11 protein-coding genes and 1 pseudogene are annotated in these 16,062 nt (G+C 49.1%); all 12 read right to left on the bottom strand.

Annotated features, from left to right (window positions below; translation table 11 throughout):
- Positions 1 to 189: 189 nt before the first annotated feature.
- On the bottom strand, positions 190 to 2,292 hold the full coding sequence (gene pnp / locus ACTJKB_RS02705) for a polyribonucleotide nucleotidyltransferase (RefSeq protein ID WP_440831696.1): 2,103 nt from the start codon (positions 2,290 to 2,292) through the stop codon (positions 190 to 192).
- Positions 2,293 to 2,753: 461 nt separating this feature from the next.
- Positions 2,754 to 3,023 carry a 30S ribosomal protein S15 gene (gene rpsO / locus ACTJKB_RS02710; protein WP_019910460.1) on the bottom strand — a complete coding sequence of 90 codons (270 nt, stop codon included), beginning with the start codon at positions 3,021 to 3,023 and terminating at the stop codon, positions 2,754 to 2,756.
- A 150-nt stretch (positions 3,024 to 3,173) separates the two neighbouring features.
- On the bottom strand, positions 3,174 to 4,121 hold the full coding sequence (locus tag ACTJKB_RS02715; protein WP_440831697.1) for a bifunctional riboflavin kinase/FAD synthetase: 948 nt from the start codon (positions 4,119 to 4,121) through the stop codon (positions 3,174 to 3,176).
- A 39-nt stretch (positions 4,122 to 4,160) separates the two neighbouring features.
- Positions 4,161 to 5,075 (bottom strand): tRNA pseudouridine(55) synthase TruB, encoded by a 915-nt coding sequence (gene truB / locus ACTJKB_RS02720; protein ID WP_440831698.1) that lies wholly within the window; start codon positions 5,073 to 5,075, stop codon positions 4,161 to 4,163.
- The gene (locus tag ACTJKB_RS02725) at positions 5,072 to 6,049 is read right to left on the bottom strand and encodes a DHH family phosphoesterase (protein ID WP_440831699.1); all 978 of its coding nucleotides are present in this window, start codon (positions 6,047 to 6,049) and stop codon (positions 5,072 to 5,074) included. Before ACTJKB_RS02725 ends, truB begins: the two co-directional genes overlap by 4 nt.
- Positions 6,050 to 6,070: 21 nt before the next feature.
- The gene (gene rbfA / locus ACTJKB_RS02730) at positions 6,071 to 6,424 is read right to left on the bottom strand and encodes a 30S ribosome-binding factor RbfA (RefSeq protein ID WP_020434078.1); all 354 of its coding nucleotides are present in this window, start codon (positions 6,422 to 6,424) and stop codon (positions 6,071 to 6,073) included.
- 17 nt (positions 6,425 to 6,441) lie between these two features.
- Positions 6,442 to 9,105 carry a translation initiation factor IF-2 gene (infB, locus tag ACTJKB_RS02735; protein WP_440832697.1) on the bottom strand — a complete coding sequence of 888 codons (2,664 nt, stop codon included), beginning with the start codon at positions 9,103 to 9,105 and terminating at the stop codon, positions 6,442 to 6,444.
- Positions 9,103 to 9,421 (bottom strand): annotated as a pseudogene (locus tag ACTJKB_RS02740) (YlxQ family RNA-binding protein); the annotation flags it as partial. The gene infB and the pseudogene ACTJKB_RS02740, both read right to left, overlap by 3 nt.
- A complete protein-coding gene (rnpM, locus tag ACTJKB_RS02745; protein ID WP_019910454.1) occupies positions 9,414 to 9,722 on the bottom strand; it encodes an RNase P modulator RnpM in 309 nt (102 codons plus the stop codon). The pseudogene ACTJKB_RS02740 and the gene rnpM, both read right to left, overlap by 8 nt.
- Before the next feature lie 35 nt (positions 9,723 to 9,757).
- Complete coding sequence (gene nusA / locus ACTJKB_RS02750) at positions 9,758 to 10,855, bottom strand: transcription termination factor NusA (protein WP_074088162.1); 1,098 nt, start codon at positions 10,853 to 10,855, stop codon at positions 9,758 to 9,760.
- Between the two features lie 26 nt (positions 10,856 to 10,881).
- Complete coding sequence (gene rimP / locus ACTJKB_RS02755) at positions 10,882 to 11,349, bottom strand: ribosome maturation factor RimP (RefSeq protein ID WP_074088160.1); 468 nt, start codon at positions 11,347 to 11,349, stop codon at positions 10,882 to 10,884.
- 244 nt (positions 11,350 to 11,593) lie between these two features.
- Positions 11,594 to 15,919, bottom strand: coding sequence for a PolC-type DNA polymerase III (locus ACTJKB_RS02760; protein WP_440831700.1), 4,326 nt, complete (start codon positions 15,917 to 15,919; stop codon positions 11,594 to 11,596).
- Positions 15,920 to 16,062: the final 143 nt, after the last annotated feature.

The raw sequence follows: 16,062 nt of genomic DNA on the forward strand, positions 1-16,062 counted from the left end.
GGTGCAGAGACACTTTGTCCCAGCCTATGAACCCCCGGAGGAAAATATGACTGCAATTTAAAATAGCCCCACAGCGTGGAGCTTGTTACTCGGATATACATCCCTATATATTTAAAAAAAGAGCCAGAACTAAATTACTTCTGTCTCTTCCCATTCATACATTTAACCTGTTTTGAAGTAACAGTGAAATTAAGCTTTGGCTGCGCCTTCCGAAGTCAGTACAGCTTTACGTGACAGATTGACGCGGCCCTGCTGGTCGATTTCGGTTACTTTGACAGTAATCGTATCGCCGATGGCCACTACATCCTCTACCTTGGCTACACGCTCTGTGGACAGCTGAGAAATGTGCACCAATCCGTCTTTACCCGGAATCAGTTCAACAAATGCACCAAACTTCTCGATACGTCTGACTGTACCTACATAGATTTCGCCGACCTGCACTTCACGCACAATGCCTTCGATAATGCCGCGTGCTTTTTGAATCATCGCTTCGTCTGAAGATCCGATAAAGACACGACCATCTTGCTCGATGTCGATTTTCACGCCGGTTTCTTCAATGATTTTGTTGATGATCTTGCCGCCCGCACCGATAACATCACGGATTTTGTCCGGATTGATGTTGATGATAATGATTTTCGGAGCATATTTAGACAGACTTGTTCTAGGTTCGGAGATGGCTTCCATCATTTTGCCCAAGATGAACATCCGTCCTTCTTTGGCCTGCTGCAGCGCATCCTGAAGAATCTTACGGTCGATGCCGTCGATTTTGATATCCATCTGAATCGCCGTAACCCCTTCAGCCGTACCAGCTACCTTAAAGTCCATATCGCCTAAATGATCTTCCATCCCTTGAATGTCGGTCAGAATCGAGACATGTTCACCGTCTTTGATCAGACCCATAGCTACACCGGCTACAGGTGCCTTAATTGGCACACCCGCATCCATCATTGCCAGAATACTGGCGCAGATACTCGCTTGAGAAGTTGATCCATTAGATTCAATGGCTTCTGATACCAGACGAATCGTGTACGGGAATTCTGTTTCACTAGGGATGACTTTGGACAACGCGCGTTCACCCAAAGCTCCATGTCCAATCTCGCGGCGACCAGGTGCTCTAAGCGGACGAGCTTCCCCTACGCTGAATGGAGGAAAGTTGTAGTGGTGCATGAAGCGTTTGGTCTCAGTCGGATCAATTCCGTCGAGAATTTGAACGTCGCCGAGCGCTCCAAGTGTACATACGCTAAGGATCTGAGTCTGTCCACGTGTGAAGAGACCGGAACCATGTGTGCGTGGCAGCAGAGCAGTGTCACATTCAATGGGACGAATTTCATCCAGCTTGCGTCCATCCGGACGGATCTTGTCATGTGTGATCAGGCGTCTTACTTCATCCTTCACGATATCATGCAGCACTTCCTTGACATCCTTCAGAAGCTCCGGTGTTTCTATGTATTTCTCTGCGAAATACTCCACCGTTTCATTGTTAATCAAATCGATGGCATCCTGACGGGCATGCTTCTCGGCGATCTTCACTGCTTCCACCAAGCGAATCTGTGCATACGCGCGAACTTCAGCATTTACATCCGCATTTACTGTATGCAGTTTCACTGCCATTTTTTCTTTACCGGCAACCGCAACCAGTTCTTCGATCACAGCTACGATCTTGCGGACTTCATCATGTCCGAACATGATGGCTTCCAGCATTACATCTTCCGGCACTTCATTGGCTTCTGCTTCCACCATCATAATGGCGTCCTTAGTTCCGGCTACAACTACATAAATATCACTGATCGCTTGCTGTGCAACATCAGGATTAATGATGAATTCACCGTTAATGCGGCCTACAGCCACACCGCCGATCGGACCGCTGAAAGGCACATCAGAAATACTGAGTGCAGCAGAAGTACCAATCATAGCAGCAATATCTGGCGCACAATCCTGATCTACACTCATTACCAGATTGAGAACCTGTACATCATTGCGGAATCCTTCCGGAAACAATGGACGAATCGGGCGGTCCGTCAGACGGCTGGACAAAATCGCTTTCTCGCTGGGTCTGCCCTCACGTTTGATAAATCCTCCAGGAATTTTACCAACTGCATATAATCTTTCCTCGTAGTTAACTGTAAGCGGGAAAAAATCCAGATCTTTAGGCTCACTCGACGCTGTAACCGTACACAATACTGAAGTATCACCATAGCGGACCATAACCGCAGCATTTGCCTGTTTGGCCAATCGGCCCGTTTCGAGTACAAGGCGTCTTCCGCCAAGTAGCATTTCTACACGTTTTTCCATAAAATCCCTCCTTGAATGGTAGTAGACCCGCCGTTCACGATCGCAGGTTCAATGTTAGCCTTAAGTAACACGTAAGTTGTACAAGTGGAAACGGCTATGCCGTCCTAATCAGGACGGTATTCGTTTCAGCGAGAAAGAGAAGGAAAATTTATAGCGTGGAACATAATAAATCCTTATCTTTTATGAAGAAACGGCTTCGCCGTATGTAAATTAAGCTCTCCCATTTCCTCAAAAATATAAGGATCACCTACAGCACAAAGACTATAAATTCTTATATTTCAAGCAAAAACGGCTTGTCCTCAAAAAGAGGTTAAGTAGCCGTTTTGTGCAAATCATATCCACTTGCTGCTTACCATAGTTTCCCCTAAATTTTCAAAAAGCAACCCGGCTGTCCCGCTGTCGCTCGTAAGAAGGACATACGGTATACAACCAGGCTGCTTTAGGGTAAAGATTATGGAAAATTAGCGACGCAATCCCAGTTTTTCGATCAGGGCGCTGTAACGTCTGATGTCTTTGTTTTTCAAATACGCCAGCAGTTTACGACGTTGTCCAACCATCTTCAGCAATCCGCGGCGGGAATGATGATCTTTCTTGTGCGTACGCAAGTGGTCAGTCAAATTAACGATGTTCTCCGTAAGGATAGCAACTTGCACCTCAGGGGATCCTGTATCGGATTCATGAGTTTTGTGCTCGTCAATCAATTGGTGTTTACGTTCTTGAGTCAATGCCATCCTGTTCACCTCCTTCAATATAATCGCCAATAGCCTCGTCACCGTCGGTGAGAACATGCAACCAAGCTAAGGTTATGATGCTGTCATTCCAGCAACGTTAATCAGTATAGCACCTTCGCAGACAAATGTAAACGGCATGTCCACCGTGAATCAGGATTGATCTTCCAGCAGACTTTTTGCTGTCTCGGCATCCTCACCAATTTGTGCGATCAAGGCGCCGATGGAGTCAAATTTGCGCTCAGGCCGGATGAATGAGACCAGCTCCAACTCAAGCTCCTGTCCGTATATATCCCCCGCAAAATCAAACAGGTGTACCTCAAAGCTAGGCGCTGTTACTCCTTCATGGAAGGTTGGCTTCACACCAACGTTCATTACCCCATGAAGAACTTCATCCTTATAAAGTACTCTGACCGCATATACTCCCTTGGCGGGAATAACATAACGATCCTTAAGTTGCACATTTGCTGTTGGGAACCCTATCGTGCGTCCACGCTTCTCTCCATGCACCACTGTTCCCCGCAGATGATAACAGCGTCCAAACCATGTATTCGCCAGGGTAATCTCGCCATTCTGGAGACTTTTCCGAATCCCGGAGCTGCTTACCTTCTCTCCCTCAATCAGGAACGGAGGCGCAGTCACGACACTCATTGCCCCTTGACCCAGCTTTTGAAGCCGTTCAGGGTCACCCTCTCCATGGTAGCCGAAACGGAAATCAAAACCGACCACGGCGGTTACAATCTGAAGTGGGAGCAGCATCACTGATACAAAATCCTCCGGACTTACTTTTGAAAGCTGCTCATTAAATTCAATGATATACAAAATATCGACACCCATACCCGCAAGGATCTCCTGCTTGTCCTTTGGAGGAGTCAGATATCCATCATAGTCTCCTTTGCCCATAACATCCTTAGGATGCGGATGGAAGGTCATGACTGAAGCCGGTATACCTTCTTTGCGGGCCAGAGCAACAGCGGATGCAATGACACTGGCATGACCAAGGTGCAGTCCGTCAAACTGACCCAGAGCGGCCACTTGCGGCCGTGCCCACAGTGCTGCGGTCTCGGGCGGTATCGGATAGCTTAAGGTTACGGTTCTCACGCTGTTTCTCACCTACAATTCACTAAATGAAATTAAAAGTTATGCTTGTGCAAATACCTTAACGGGCGCGATCGCCCCTGTTTCTTCCAATTCATAAATACCCAGGAACTCGCCCTGAACATCATAAAGACGAAAATGTCCATTCTGTTTCACTTCAGGCGCCACATGACGGATCGACAGACGCTGCCCCTGCAGAGCTGCTTTCTTTTTCTCATCCATCACTGTATGTCTGGGTAAATGGGATATGGCTTCATCCGCTGCAATTAAATGTTCCCCAAGTGTACCTGCTTCTTTGTATTCAGCTATTTGCTCTAGGGTTAAGCAATGGCCGGCCGCTATCCCTGCTGACATGGTTCGTTCAAGCTTAACCATGACTCCAGGAAGACTGAGTGCCCGTCCGATATCCACACAAAGTGTACGGATATAAGTACCTTTGGAACACAGGACACGAAATGTAATATCGGGATGCTTACCGTTCCAGACCATACCGGTCATCTCAATCTCATAAATTTCCACTTCGCGGCTTTTTCGCTCCACTGTTTTGCCTTCTCTGGCGAGTTCATATAGACGTTTGCCGTCAACCTTGACAGCGGAATACATGGGTGGAACCTGAGAAATCACGCCTTTAAAAGAATTAAGCACAGTAAGTACTTCTGCTTCAGTGACATTAACTTCTTCAACCGTTTCCGTAATCGTTCCGGTTAAATCCTCTGTATCACTGGATACTCCCAGTCTCACAGTGGCTACATATTCTTTGGGGAGCTCCTGAATATATTCAACGACACGTGTTGCCCGTCCAAGGCAGAGCGGCAAAACACCGGTCACCTGGGGATCAAGCGTGCCCGTGTGCCCGATCCGTTTCATGCCGAGAATACGTCTGGCTTTGGCAACAACATCATGGGAAGTGAATCCGGCAGGCTTATACACAGCCAAGACACCTGTAAGCTCACTCATAAATGACGTCTGACCTCCTGAAGTACCATTGGAATAGCATCTTCCAGTGTGGCATCAATACGTGCACCCGCAGCACGGGTGTGTCCGCCTCCACCAAAACTTTGCGCCAAAGCGGCAACATCTACTTTACCTGCGGAACGCAAGCTAACCTTCACGGCACGCTCATGAATAACCTTGAACAGAATTCCTACCTCCACACCACGGATATTGCGCGGATAGTTCACGATACCTTCAAGATCTTCGTTTGCGGCTTCACAATCCAGCATATCTTGAGGTGTCACTGATACCCAGGCTATTTCGCCTTCAGGCGATAGCTGCAAAGTACTTAGTGCCCGGTTCAGCACCTTGACTTGTGCCAGGGTCATCTCCTCGAGCAGCGTTTCCGCAAGCATGGGCCCATTTACACCGAGCTCAAGCAGCTCGGAAACCGCCGCCATCACTTTTGGGGAAGTATTGCTGTAACGAAAACCTCCGGTATCCGTCAACAATCCGGTATAGAGAGCTGTGGCGATATCGATATCCCACTTCACCTCAAACGTCTTCAACAGATCGAACAAAATTTCCGCAGTCGCAGCAGCATCCGGTTTAATCAGCGTAACGTAGCCATAACCGTTGTTCGTAGGATGATGATCTATATTCACGATAAGGGCATCGGTGGCAAAATGACGCTGGGTAAGCCCTACACGCTGAAAATCGGCACAATCAACACAAATGACATTCTGGTATTGCCGAGGCAGACCGCCGTCAGCCAGATTGACAATCTCACCAGCATGCCATAAGTATTCCATCCGTTGCGGGATCGGCCCTTCGTTCAGCATAGTATATTTTTTGCCCAGACATGAGAGAAGCCAGCCCACCGCGAGGGTGGAGCTGACTGCATCTCCGTCCGGCTGAACATGCGACACTACAAGATAATCGTCGTGTTCCAGCAGAAACTTACGGGTCTGCTGGAGACTTTGTTCATAGCTCTGCATTCGCCGTCTCCTTTATGTTTCCTAGCTTTCTTCGTTCTTGCCAATTTCACCAAGCAGCTTCTCGATATGGCTTCCGTAAGCAACGGATTCGTCAATCTTGAAGATCAGCTCAGGGGTATGACGAAGGCGGATCGCTTTGCCAAGCTCCGAGCGGAGAAAACCGTTGGCTTTCTCAATCGCTTTGAGAGAACCTGTGACCTGCTCTTCGTCCCCAAATACGCTCAGGTAGACTTTCGCCTGCGACAGATCGTTGGTCACGTCTACGCCGGTTACTGTCACAAACCCGATGCGCGGGTCTTTTAGACCGCTTTGGATGAGCTGGCTCAGTTCTTTTTTGATCTGTTCGCCAACCCGTCCGGCTCTGATTTTAGACATCTATATCACCTCTTCGCTTAGCGCTCTACCGTTTCCATGATGAACGCTTCGATAATGTCGCCTTCAACGACATCATTATAGCGTTCCAAAGTTATGCCGCATTCATAACCCTGCGCCACTTCTTTTGCATCATCTTTGAAACGTTTCAAGGTGTCGATCTTGCCTTGGAAGACAACGATACCGCTGCGGATCAGGCGCATTTCGGCATTACGGGTAATTTTGCCGGAAGTAACCATACATCCCGCAATAGTACCCACTTTGCTGATTTTGAAGACATTGCGCACTTCAGCATGGCCGATAACGTTCTCTTTGTAGATGGGATCAAGCATCCCTTTCATCGCACTTTCAATTTCTTCAATTACATTGTAGATGATGTTGTGCAGACGTACATCCACTTTCTCCTGTTCGGCAGCCGCTTTCGTCTGAGTATCCGGACGAACATTGAAGCCGATGACGATAGCATTGGATGCTGCCGCTAAGGTGATGTCGGATTCCGTAATCGCGCCAGCACCGCTGTGAATAATCTTCACGCGCACGCCTTCAACTTCGATTTTGGCCAGGGAGCCTTTCAGTGCCTCTACCGAACCTTGTACGTCACCCTTGATGATTACGTTGAGATCTTTGATCTCGCCGTCTTTGATGTGCTTGAACAGATCATCCAGCGTTACGCGGGTGTTCGTGTTCAGCTCGGACTGGCGCTGCGATGTAGAACGTCTATCAGCGATGGCACGGGCTTTACGCTCATCTTCAAAGGCCATGAACGGATCACCAGCCTGCGGCACTTCCGTCAAACCGGTAATTTCTACTGGTGTGGAAGGTCCTGCTTCTTTGATCTTGCGTCCCTTGTCATTAACCATAGCACGTACGCGTCCGAAGCAGTTACCTGCTACAAAAGCGTCGCCGACTTTCAGCGTACCATTCTGTACGAGAATTCGGGCAACCGGTCCACGGTTTTTGTCAAGCTCAGCTTCTATAACAGTACCGCGTGCCCGTTTGTCCGGGTTCGCCTTGTACTCATTCACTTCAGCAACGAGCAGAATCATTTCCAGCAGCTCTTCCAGGTTAATACGCTGTTTGGCCGACAGGTTGACGAAGATCGTATCGCCGCCCCACTCTTCCGGAACCAGCTCATAACTAGTAAGCTCCTGCTTCACCTTGTCAGGATCTGCGCCCGGCTTATCAATCTTGTTAACTGCAACAATGATCGGAAGTCCGGCTGCCTTGGCGTGGTTGATTGCTTCCACCGTCTGCGGCATAACACCGTCATCGGCTGCTACGACGATAATTGTCATATCCGTAACTTGGGCACCACGGGCACGCATAGCGGTGAACGCTTCATGGCCCGGTGTATCAAGGAATGTGATTTTTTTGTGGTTAATTTCGACTTGGTATGCTCCGATATGCTGTGTGATTCCGCCTGCTTCGCCACCGGTTACGTTCGTGGAACGAATGGCATCCAGCAAAGTTGTTTTACCATGGTCAACGTGACCCATGATCGTTACAACCGGAGGACGGGTCTGCAGATCATCTTCGGAATCATTTTCTTCCACGGTTTCGAAGCTGTCTTCATCAACTGGGATCTTCACTTCAACTTCTACACCGAACTCACCGGCCAGAAGCAGAATAGTATCGATATCAAGTTCCTGATTAATCGTGGCCATAACGCCCATCGAGATCAGCTTCTTGATCACTTCGGAAGCATCCTTGTGAAGCAGCTTAGCTGTTTCACCGACAGTCATGCTGCCGCGTACAATGATCTTCTTCGGTGTGTTGTCGATCTTCTCGCGGTACACCGTCGGCTGATTTCTGCCGCGGTTGTTCTTGCCGCCACGGCCGCGGAAGTTGCCGCCTTTACCGTCTTCAAAACGCTTCTGGCCGCTGTTGTTATTTGGTCTGCCGCCAGTTGTATTCTTCTTGGGACCTTTGTCGCCGCCGCGGGAGAAATCACCGCCACCTTGACCTTGCGGACGGCTGTCGGCCGTACGTGCTCCGCCTTGTCCTTGTGGTGCGCCAGTACGTGGTGCACCGCTGCCTTGGCCTTGTGGGCGGCCGCCAGTAGAGCTGCCCTGCGGACGGCTGCCGCCAGTGGAGCTACCTTGTGGACGGTTGCCGCCAGTGGAGCTACCTTGTGGACGGCTGCCGCCGGTGGAGCTGCCTTGCGGACGGCTGCCGCCGGTGGAGCTGCCTTGCGGACGGCTGCCGCCGGTGGAGCTGCCTTGTGGGCGGCTGCCAGTGGAAGTGCCTTGTGGACGGTTGCCGCTAGTAGAGCTCTGCGGACGGGAATTCTGTGTGGAACCTGTTGTTGCTCTGCGGGAATCTTGTCCGCTTTGGGGCCTTGGGGACGTCGTCGATTGGTTGTTGTTTTGGTTACTGTTCATACCTACCTGCTTTTCCGGTTGATTTTTGTTGGCATTCTGAGCGTTTTGGGGATCGGCGGCTACCGTTCCGGCAGATGCCGAACGGCTGCTGGTTCCGCTGTCCCGCTTGGCTGCAGCGTTTGACTTGATATCCTTGAAGAACTGTTCCACTTTGTTCACGGAGCCATTCTCCATGACACTCATATGATTATTCACAGGGACATTCAAACGCTTCAGAATTGTAATAATTTCTTTACTGCTCATATTGAGCGATTTCGCGTATTCATACACGCGCAGCTTATCCTTATTGTCTTCTTTAGTCAATAACTCCACCTCCGACAGTATCTCCAAGCACTCTGGAGATCATTTCCGCGAATCCTTTATCCGTAATGGCCAGCACAACGCGCTGGTCCTTACCAATACTTGCACCGAGTTCATCCCGGTGAAATGCGATTACTAGTGGAATATCGTAGGTTCCGCACTTGTCACGGAACTTTTTCTGAGTATTTTCTGAAGCGTCACCTGCGAGGACGACCAGCTTCGCTTCCGAAGACCGTACTGCTTTTAGCACAGCTTCGTCGCCGGTGACAATCTTGCCTGCTCTCATGGCAAGCCCTAAATAAGAAAGTGCCTTACTCATTGTCCTCACTATCCTTTGCTGCCAGAAACTGCTCCTCGACGGATGCAAAATCCCGTGCAAGCTGGGCATAGATTTCAGGACTCACTTGACATTTAAGTGCACGGTCAAGTGCTTTATTCTTTTGTGCCAGCTTAAAACATTCCAGTTTGCCGCAAATATAAGCTCCCCGGCCTGACTTCTTGCCGGTCAGGTCTATCAGTACTTCGCCCTCAGGCGTTCTCACCACGCGAATCAGCTCTTTTTTGGGCATCATCTCCTGGCTCGCAACGCATTTGCGCAGCGGTACCTTACGCTGTTTCATGTCAATCGCCTCCCCTCTAAAATAGAGCAGGTTGATTAGTCAATGGAGACGGAATCCTGATGCATTTCATCATTAGAAGTTCTTGGTCTGCCGTATTCCTGCTCTGCCTGGCTTTCGCTCTTGATATCAATTTTCCAGCCGGTCAGCTTCGCGGCAAGACGGGCATTCTGTCCCTTGATGCCGATTGCGAGCGACAATTGATAATCAGGAACAATGACACGAGCCATCTTTTCCGCTTCAAAGACTTGAACCTCAAGCACCTTGGACGGGCTAAGCGCGTTGGCTACATACTCCTGAACCGCTTCGGAATAACGGACGATATCAATCTTCTCGCCGCGCAGTTCGGTGACGATCGTCTGAACACGTGTGCCTCTAGGGCCTACGCACGAACCGACTGGATCTACTTCAGGATTGCGAGAGAAGACGGCAATCTTGGAACGGAAGCCAGCTTCGCGGGCTACGGAACGAATTTCGACGACACCGTCAAAAATTTCCGGAACCTCCAGCTCGAACAGGCGTTTCAAGAGGCCGGGATGACTGCGTGACAGCATGATCTGCGGCCCTTTGGTCGTGTTCTCAACCTTAGTGATATATGCCTTGATGCGCTCACTTTGCTTGAACTTTTCTCCCGGCATCAGTTCGCTGAGCGGCAGAACCGCTTCGATTTTACCAAGGTCAACGTAGATGTTACGCATGTCCTGACGCTGTACAAGGCCGGTAACAATGTCATCTTCCTTGTCGATAAAAGCGTTATAGATGAGTCCGCGCTCCGCTTCACGGATACGCTGAGTCACCACCTGCTTGGCCGTCTGGGCGGCAATACGGCCGAAATCACGCGGTGTTACTTCAAGCTCGGCGATATCCTCCAATTGAAAATGAGGGTTGATCTCACGGGCAGACATCAGCGAGATCTCAGTCCGGGTATCCAGTACCTCCTCAACAATCAGTTTGCGGGCAAACACCTTGATTACGCCAGTGTTGCGGTTCATATCCACACGCACATTCTGCGCCGCATTGAAGTTGCGTTTATAGCTGGAGATCAGTGCAGCTTCGATGGCTTCGAACAGCACATCCTTGCTGATGCCTTTCTCCCTTTCCAGTTCATTCATAGCTTCGATAAAATCCATACTCATGAAATTCCGGTCCCCCTTTCAAGACGTTAAAAAATAATGGCCAATCTCGCACTGGCGACTTTGGCATACGGTACAACATGTTCTTTTTTGCCCGCGGAGATGAGCAGTTCCTCGTTCTCGAACGAGAGCAAACGACCTTCGAATTCCTTAAGTCCTTGAATCGGCTCATACACCGTTACATAGACGTCCTTGCCAACCGCTTTGGCGACATCCGCAGCTTTCTTAAGCGGGCGTTCAGCACCCGGTGAGGATACCTCAAGGAAATAAGCCTCAGGTATAGGATCATTCTCATCCAGCTTCTGACTGAAATATTCGCTGATGGCACCACAATCATCAATATCAATGCCGCCTTCTTTATCTACGAATATGCGCAAAAACCAGTTGGAGCCTTCCTTCACATATTCAACGTCCACCAGTTCGAAACCATTGTCCTCCAGATAGGGCCCAAGCATCTGCTCTACCGTTTGTTTAATTTGGGATTTAGGTGTGCTCAAAAGAAAATAACCTCCACGAACTTGTCTTTTGCTATATACCAAAGATAAAGAGTGGGTTTCCCCACTCTTTACACAACGGACTTATCTCATTATTACCAAAAAAATTATACCATAGTGCATCAGCACTGACAAGTGCCAGCCCTTGACTGCCTCATGTAACAAGGTGTAAAAGCCTGCTGCCTCCCTGTTATGAAGGGGACTTTTTTTAGGATTCCTCCTAGCATTCCTCCACTTGTTGTGGGTATTAGAATAGCGAAAGCTGGTTGCTCTCTGGTAATCCGCGGAAGCAGCCCATGTTGTTCAGCAATTCGATAACCGTCTTGCTTGCCTTGGATTTCTGCTGGAAATCCTCGATCGACAGAAACTCTCCAGCATTCTTGGCAGCGGCAATATTGATCGCTGCGTTATCGCCGATTCCAGCAAGTGAAGAGAATGGAGGAATCAAGCTGTTGCCGTCAACGGTGAATTTGGTCGCATCGGAACGGTACAAATCGATATTTTTGAAGGTAAAGCCGCGTGCGGTCATCTCCAGAGCCATTTCAAGCACAGGCAGCATCGCTTTTTCCTTCGGAAGTGCCTGGAAACCTTTTTGCTCAATCTCAACAATTTGCCGGGCAATGGCCTCATAACCCTTGCAGCACAACTCAATGTCAAAATCAGCCGCCCGTACCGTAAAATAAGTCGCATAATACTCAATAGGATGGTACAGCTTGAAATAGGCGGTCCGTACTGCAGAAATTACATAGGCGGCAGCATGTGCTTTCGGGAACATGTATTGTATCTTCAGGCAAGAATCAATATACCACTGCGGAACCTTACATTTCTTCATTTCCTCTATCCATTCGGCAGACAACCCCTTGCCTTTACGAACGCTTTCGGTAATTTTGAAAGCTAGTCCTGCATCCATTCCCGCCTTATAAATTAGAAAGAGCATGATATCATCGCGGCAACCAATAACCGTCTTGATGTTGCAGGTGTTGTTCTTAATAAGCTCTTGGGCATTACCAAGCCAAACTCCGGTGCCGTGGGATAATCCCGAGATCTGCAGCAAGTCGGCAAAGCTGGACGGCTTCGACTCCACAAGCATTTGGCGGACAAATTTGGTCCCCATCTCAGGCACCCCATAGGTTGCCACAGGTGTCCGGATCTGATCCGGCCTTACCCCCAGCGCCTCGGTAGAGTTGAACATGCTCATGACCTTTGGATCGTTCATCGGAATGGTCGTCGGGTCAACACCGGTTAAATCCTGTAGCATACGCATCATTGTCGGATCATCGTGGCCCAGAATATCGAGCTTCAGCAGATTGGCATCAAACGCATGGTAATCGAAATGAGTCGTCTTCCATTCTGCGGTGACATCATCCGCCGGGAACTGCACCGGGGTTATATCTTCAATCTCCATATAATCCGGCAAAACAACAATACCGCCGGGATGCTGCCCCGTACTCCGTTTCACACCGGTGCAGCCTGCCGCCAGGCGTCCGACTTCGGCTCCGCGCCACCGCTTCTGATGATGCTCCTCGTATTTTTTTGTGAAGCCAAAAGCAGTCTTTTCTGCAACAGTACCGATGGTGCCGGCACGGAATACATTGTCCGGTCCAAACATGGTCTTGGTAAAATTATGCGCATTCGGCTGATATTCACCCGAAAAGTTAAGGTCGATATCGGGAACCTTGTCTCCCTTAAAACCGAGGAACGTCTCAAACGGAATATCCTGCCCTTCGCCCTTGAGCTTGCCTCCGCAGTTCGGACATGTCTTATCCGGAAGGTCGAAGCCGCTCGGCACACTGCCGTCAAGAAACCACTCGTTATGCTTGCAGTCCGAATTCGTACAGATATAGTGGGCAGGCAACGGATTTACCTCGGAGATCCCGAGAAAGGTTGCCACCACAGATGATCCTACGGAACCACGCGATCCTACCAGGTAACCATCCTGATTCGATTTCTTGACAAGCCGCTCAGAGATTAGATAGTTGGCAGAGAAACCGTATTTTATTATTGGCGCAAGCTCCTTTTCGAGCCGGGCAACGACCACCTCAGGCAGTTCCTCACCATAGATCGATTTTGCTGTATTGTAGCAGGTTTCCCGGATCTCATCGTCTGCCCCTTCAATAATAGGTGTGAACAGATCGCTTGGGAAAAGCGGATATTCCTCAAATCGCTCAGCTAAGGCTACGGTGTTAGTAACAACAACCTCCATCGCTTTTTCCGCACCCAGGAATTCAAATTCAGCCAGCATCTCATCCGTAGTGCGGAAATGGGCGTCCGGCTTGCGCTGGTCCTTCAGCGGACTGAAGCCGGTAATTCCGTGAATCGTAATATCACGGAACAGCTTATCCCTTGGCTCCAGGTAATGCACATTACCTGTGGCAATGACCGGCTTGTTCAACTGCTCGCCAATTTCACAGATTTTACGCACTACTCCCCGTAAATCTTCCGGACTGGCAACAAAACCTTTGTCTACCAGATGCATGTACATGGTCAGCGGCTGAATCTCAAGAACATCATAAAACTGTGCAACTTCCATTGCCTCTTCCACAGTCTTGTTCAGCACCGCCTCAAAAAACTCGCCCCGTTCACAACCGGAAATCACAAGCAGACCGTCCCTATGCTCTTCGAGCTTGGACTTTGGTATGCACGGTACCCGCTTGTAAAATTCGGTATGAGACATGGAAATCAGCTTATACAGATTCTTTTTGCCCACCGGATTCAGCGCATAAATACCGCAGTGGAACGGCCGGGTGTTGGAGAGATCATTACCGACATAATCATTTAACCGGTCTAACCGGGTAAGATTCTTGAGTTTCTCCGCATCAGCGAGCAAGCCATTTAGGATTCCCCCCAGCGCAACGGTATCATCCACCGCACGATGATGGCTCTCCAGCAGTACTTTATACTTGTCCGCTAATGTATTCAGCCTGTGATTCTTCATGCTCGGGAACAACAGACGCGCCAGCTCCAGTGTGTCCAGCGAAGGGTTTGGTAATATCGGTTTGCCCAGCTTTGTTAGTGATGCCTGAATAAATCCCATATCGAATCTTGCATTGTGGGCAACGAGGATGCTATCACCTACAAAATCCACGAATTCCTGAAGCACAGGCTCCAGGTCCGGTGCATCCTTCACCATTTCATCCGTAATATTGGTCAGTTGCTGGATATGATAAGGAATTTTTTCATGCGGGTTCACAAACGTTGAATACCGGTCGAGCTCCTTGCCTTCGCACATCTTGATCGCCGCAAGTTCGGTAATATTGTTGCGTGTAATTGATAAACCCGTAGTTTCTATATCAAACACAACGTAAGTGGCTGTCTTCAGTTCCAAAGGCTGCGGATTCTCTACAATATTCACTGAGTCATTGACGACATTGGCTTCTACGCCATAAAGCATTTTGATTTTGTGCTTATGGGCGGCGTGATCTGCATCAGGGAAGCTCTGAACCACTCCATGATCCGTTACGGCAATTGCCGGATGACCCCATTTCGCGGCTGTTTTGACATACGCATCGATCGGTGCGACCGCATCCATTGTGCTCATTGTCGTATGCAGGTGGAATTCAACACGCTTCACTGGGGCTATATCTTTACGGGCAGGAGGTGCCTGAACCTCGGACAGATCCGAAGGAATCATCACCAGCTCGGGAACTTGCATGAAACGGTCATATTCCACTTTACCGCGTGCTCGTACCCATTTGCCGTTAGCCAGTTGTCCCATGACCTTCAGATCTTCTTTGGTCTTGGCAAACATCTTGATTTGCAGAGAGTCCGTAAAATCTGTAATACAGAAAGTGAACAGCGTATTTCCGTTGCGAAGTTCCTTGCTCTCGAGACCAAAAATAGTCCCTTGTATCGTGATCTTCTTTTCCTCATCCTGAATCTCAAGAATGGGCACAGCCTGTTCCTTAATCTCATAACCGACCTGGAGCTTAATAACCTCGTTCGGATCCCCCTCATCTACGGGTTCATCAGGTTCACTGGCCATCATCATCATTTCCACCAGTTCACGCTGCTCTTGCTGCAGTTTCTGCTGGAATTCCTCATAGGCATCCGCTTTGCTCTCACTCTCGGCAATCTGGAGCTTAACCTTCAGGGTGAGACCGAAGAATTTATCGTAAAATTTCACAATCGCGCCTTCGATCCCTTTTTTGCGGGCCAGCTCAAGGGACATGGAGTCATTCAGGCTCAGTAAAAGTGTATCTTCCTGCAGCTCCTGTGTGGAGCGTGTCAACCAGCCATTAACAGAAGGGATTTCACGCTGCGCCCATTCCAGAAAAAGCCCCCAATATTCCTGCACAAGCTCCGCTCTGCTGATTTTGTCATCATATAGGAACAAGAAGCTGACTTTGGCAATATGCTGCAGCTTCTCACGCATTCTCAGTACAAAGGTCCGGTACGTCTGGGCCGGAACCAAACTTTCTTTGACAATAACGATATGCCAGTCATGATTGCCGCGGCTGATTTCCACACGTTCAATATATCCATCCAAGAAGTAAGGATCAATGATCGCGGGCGGAATTTCTCCTTGCTTCATCAAAAGCTCGAACCGCTTTCTTCTCTCCACGTTCTGTTCCATGCTTCCCCCACCTAACTTACGCAATAATAAAAACGCCTGATTTCAGCAAATCATAAGAATAAGACAGATTTTAAAAAGCTTCCGGGTCAAAAAGCTTTGGGTTCTTTCGGCCCGCCGACTCCTCTCACCAGAAGCTAGATTAA

The sequence above is a fragment of the Paenibacillus sp. 22594 genome (assembly GCF_052044425.1).
In the GTDB taxonomy this organism is placed as follows: domain Bacteria; phylum Bacillota; class Bacilli; order Paenibacillales; family Paenibacillaceae; genus Paenibacillus_AQ.

Coding starts and splice junctions, on each gene's coding strand:
- pnp (WP_440831696.1), bottom strand. CDS start 2,292: ATGGAAAAACGTGTAGAAATGCTACTTGGCGGAAGACGCCTTGTACTC.
- rpsO (WP_019910460.1), bottom strand. CDS start 3,023: ATGGCATTGACTCAAGAACGTAAACACCAATTGATTGACGAGCACAAA.
- truB (WP_440831698.1), bottom strand. CDS start 5,075: ATGAGTGAGCTTACAGGTGTCTTGGCTGTGTATAAGCCTGCCGGATTC.
- ACTJKB_RS02725 (WP_440831699.1), bottom strand. CDS start 6,049: ATGCAGAGCTATGAACAAAGTCTCCAGCAGACCCGTAAGTTTCTGCTG.
- rbfA (WP_020434078.1), bottom strand. CDS start 6,424: ATGTCTAAAATCAGAGCCGGACGGGTTGGCGAACAGATCAAAAAAGAA.
- rnpM (WP_019910454.1), bottom strand. CDS start 9,722: ATGAAACAGCGTAAGGTACCGCTGCGCAAATGCGTTGCGAGCCAGGAG.
- nusA (WP_074088162.1), bottom strand. CDS start 10,855: ATGAGTATGGATTTTATCGAAGCTATGAATGAACTGGAAAGGGAGAAA.
- ACTJKB_RS02760 (WP_440831700.1), bottom strand. CDS start 15,919: ATGGAACAGAACGTGGAGAGAAGAAAGCGGTTCGAGCTTTTGATGAAG.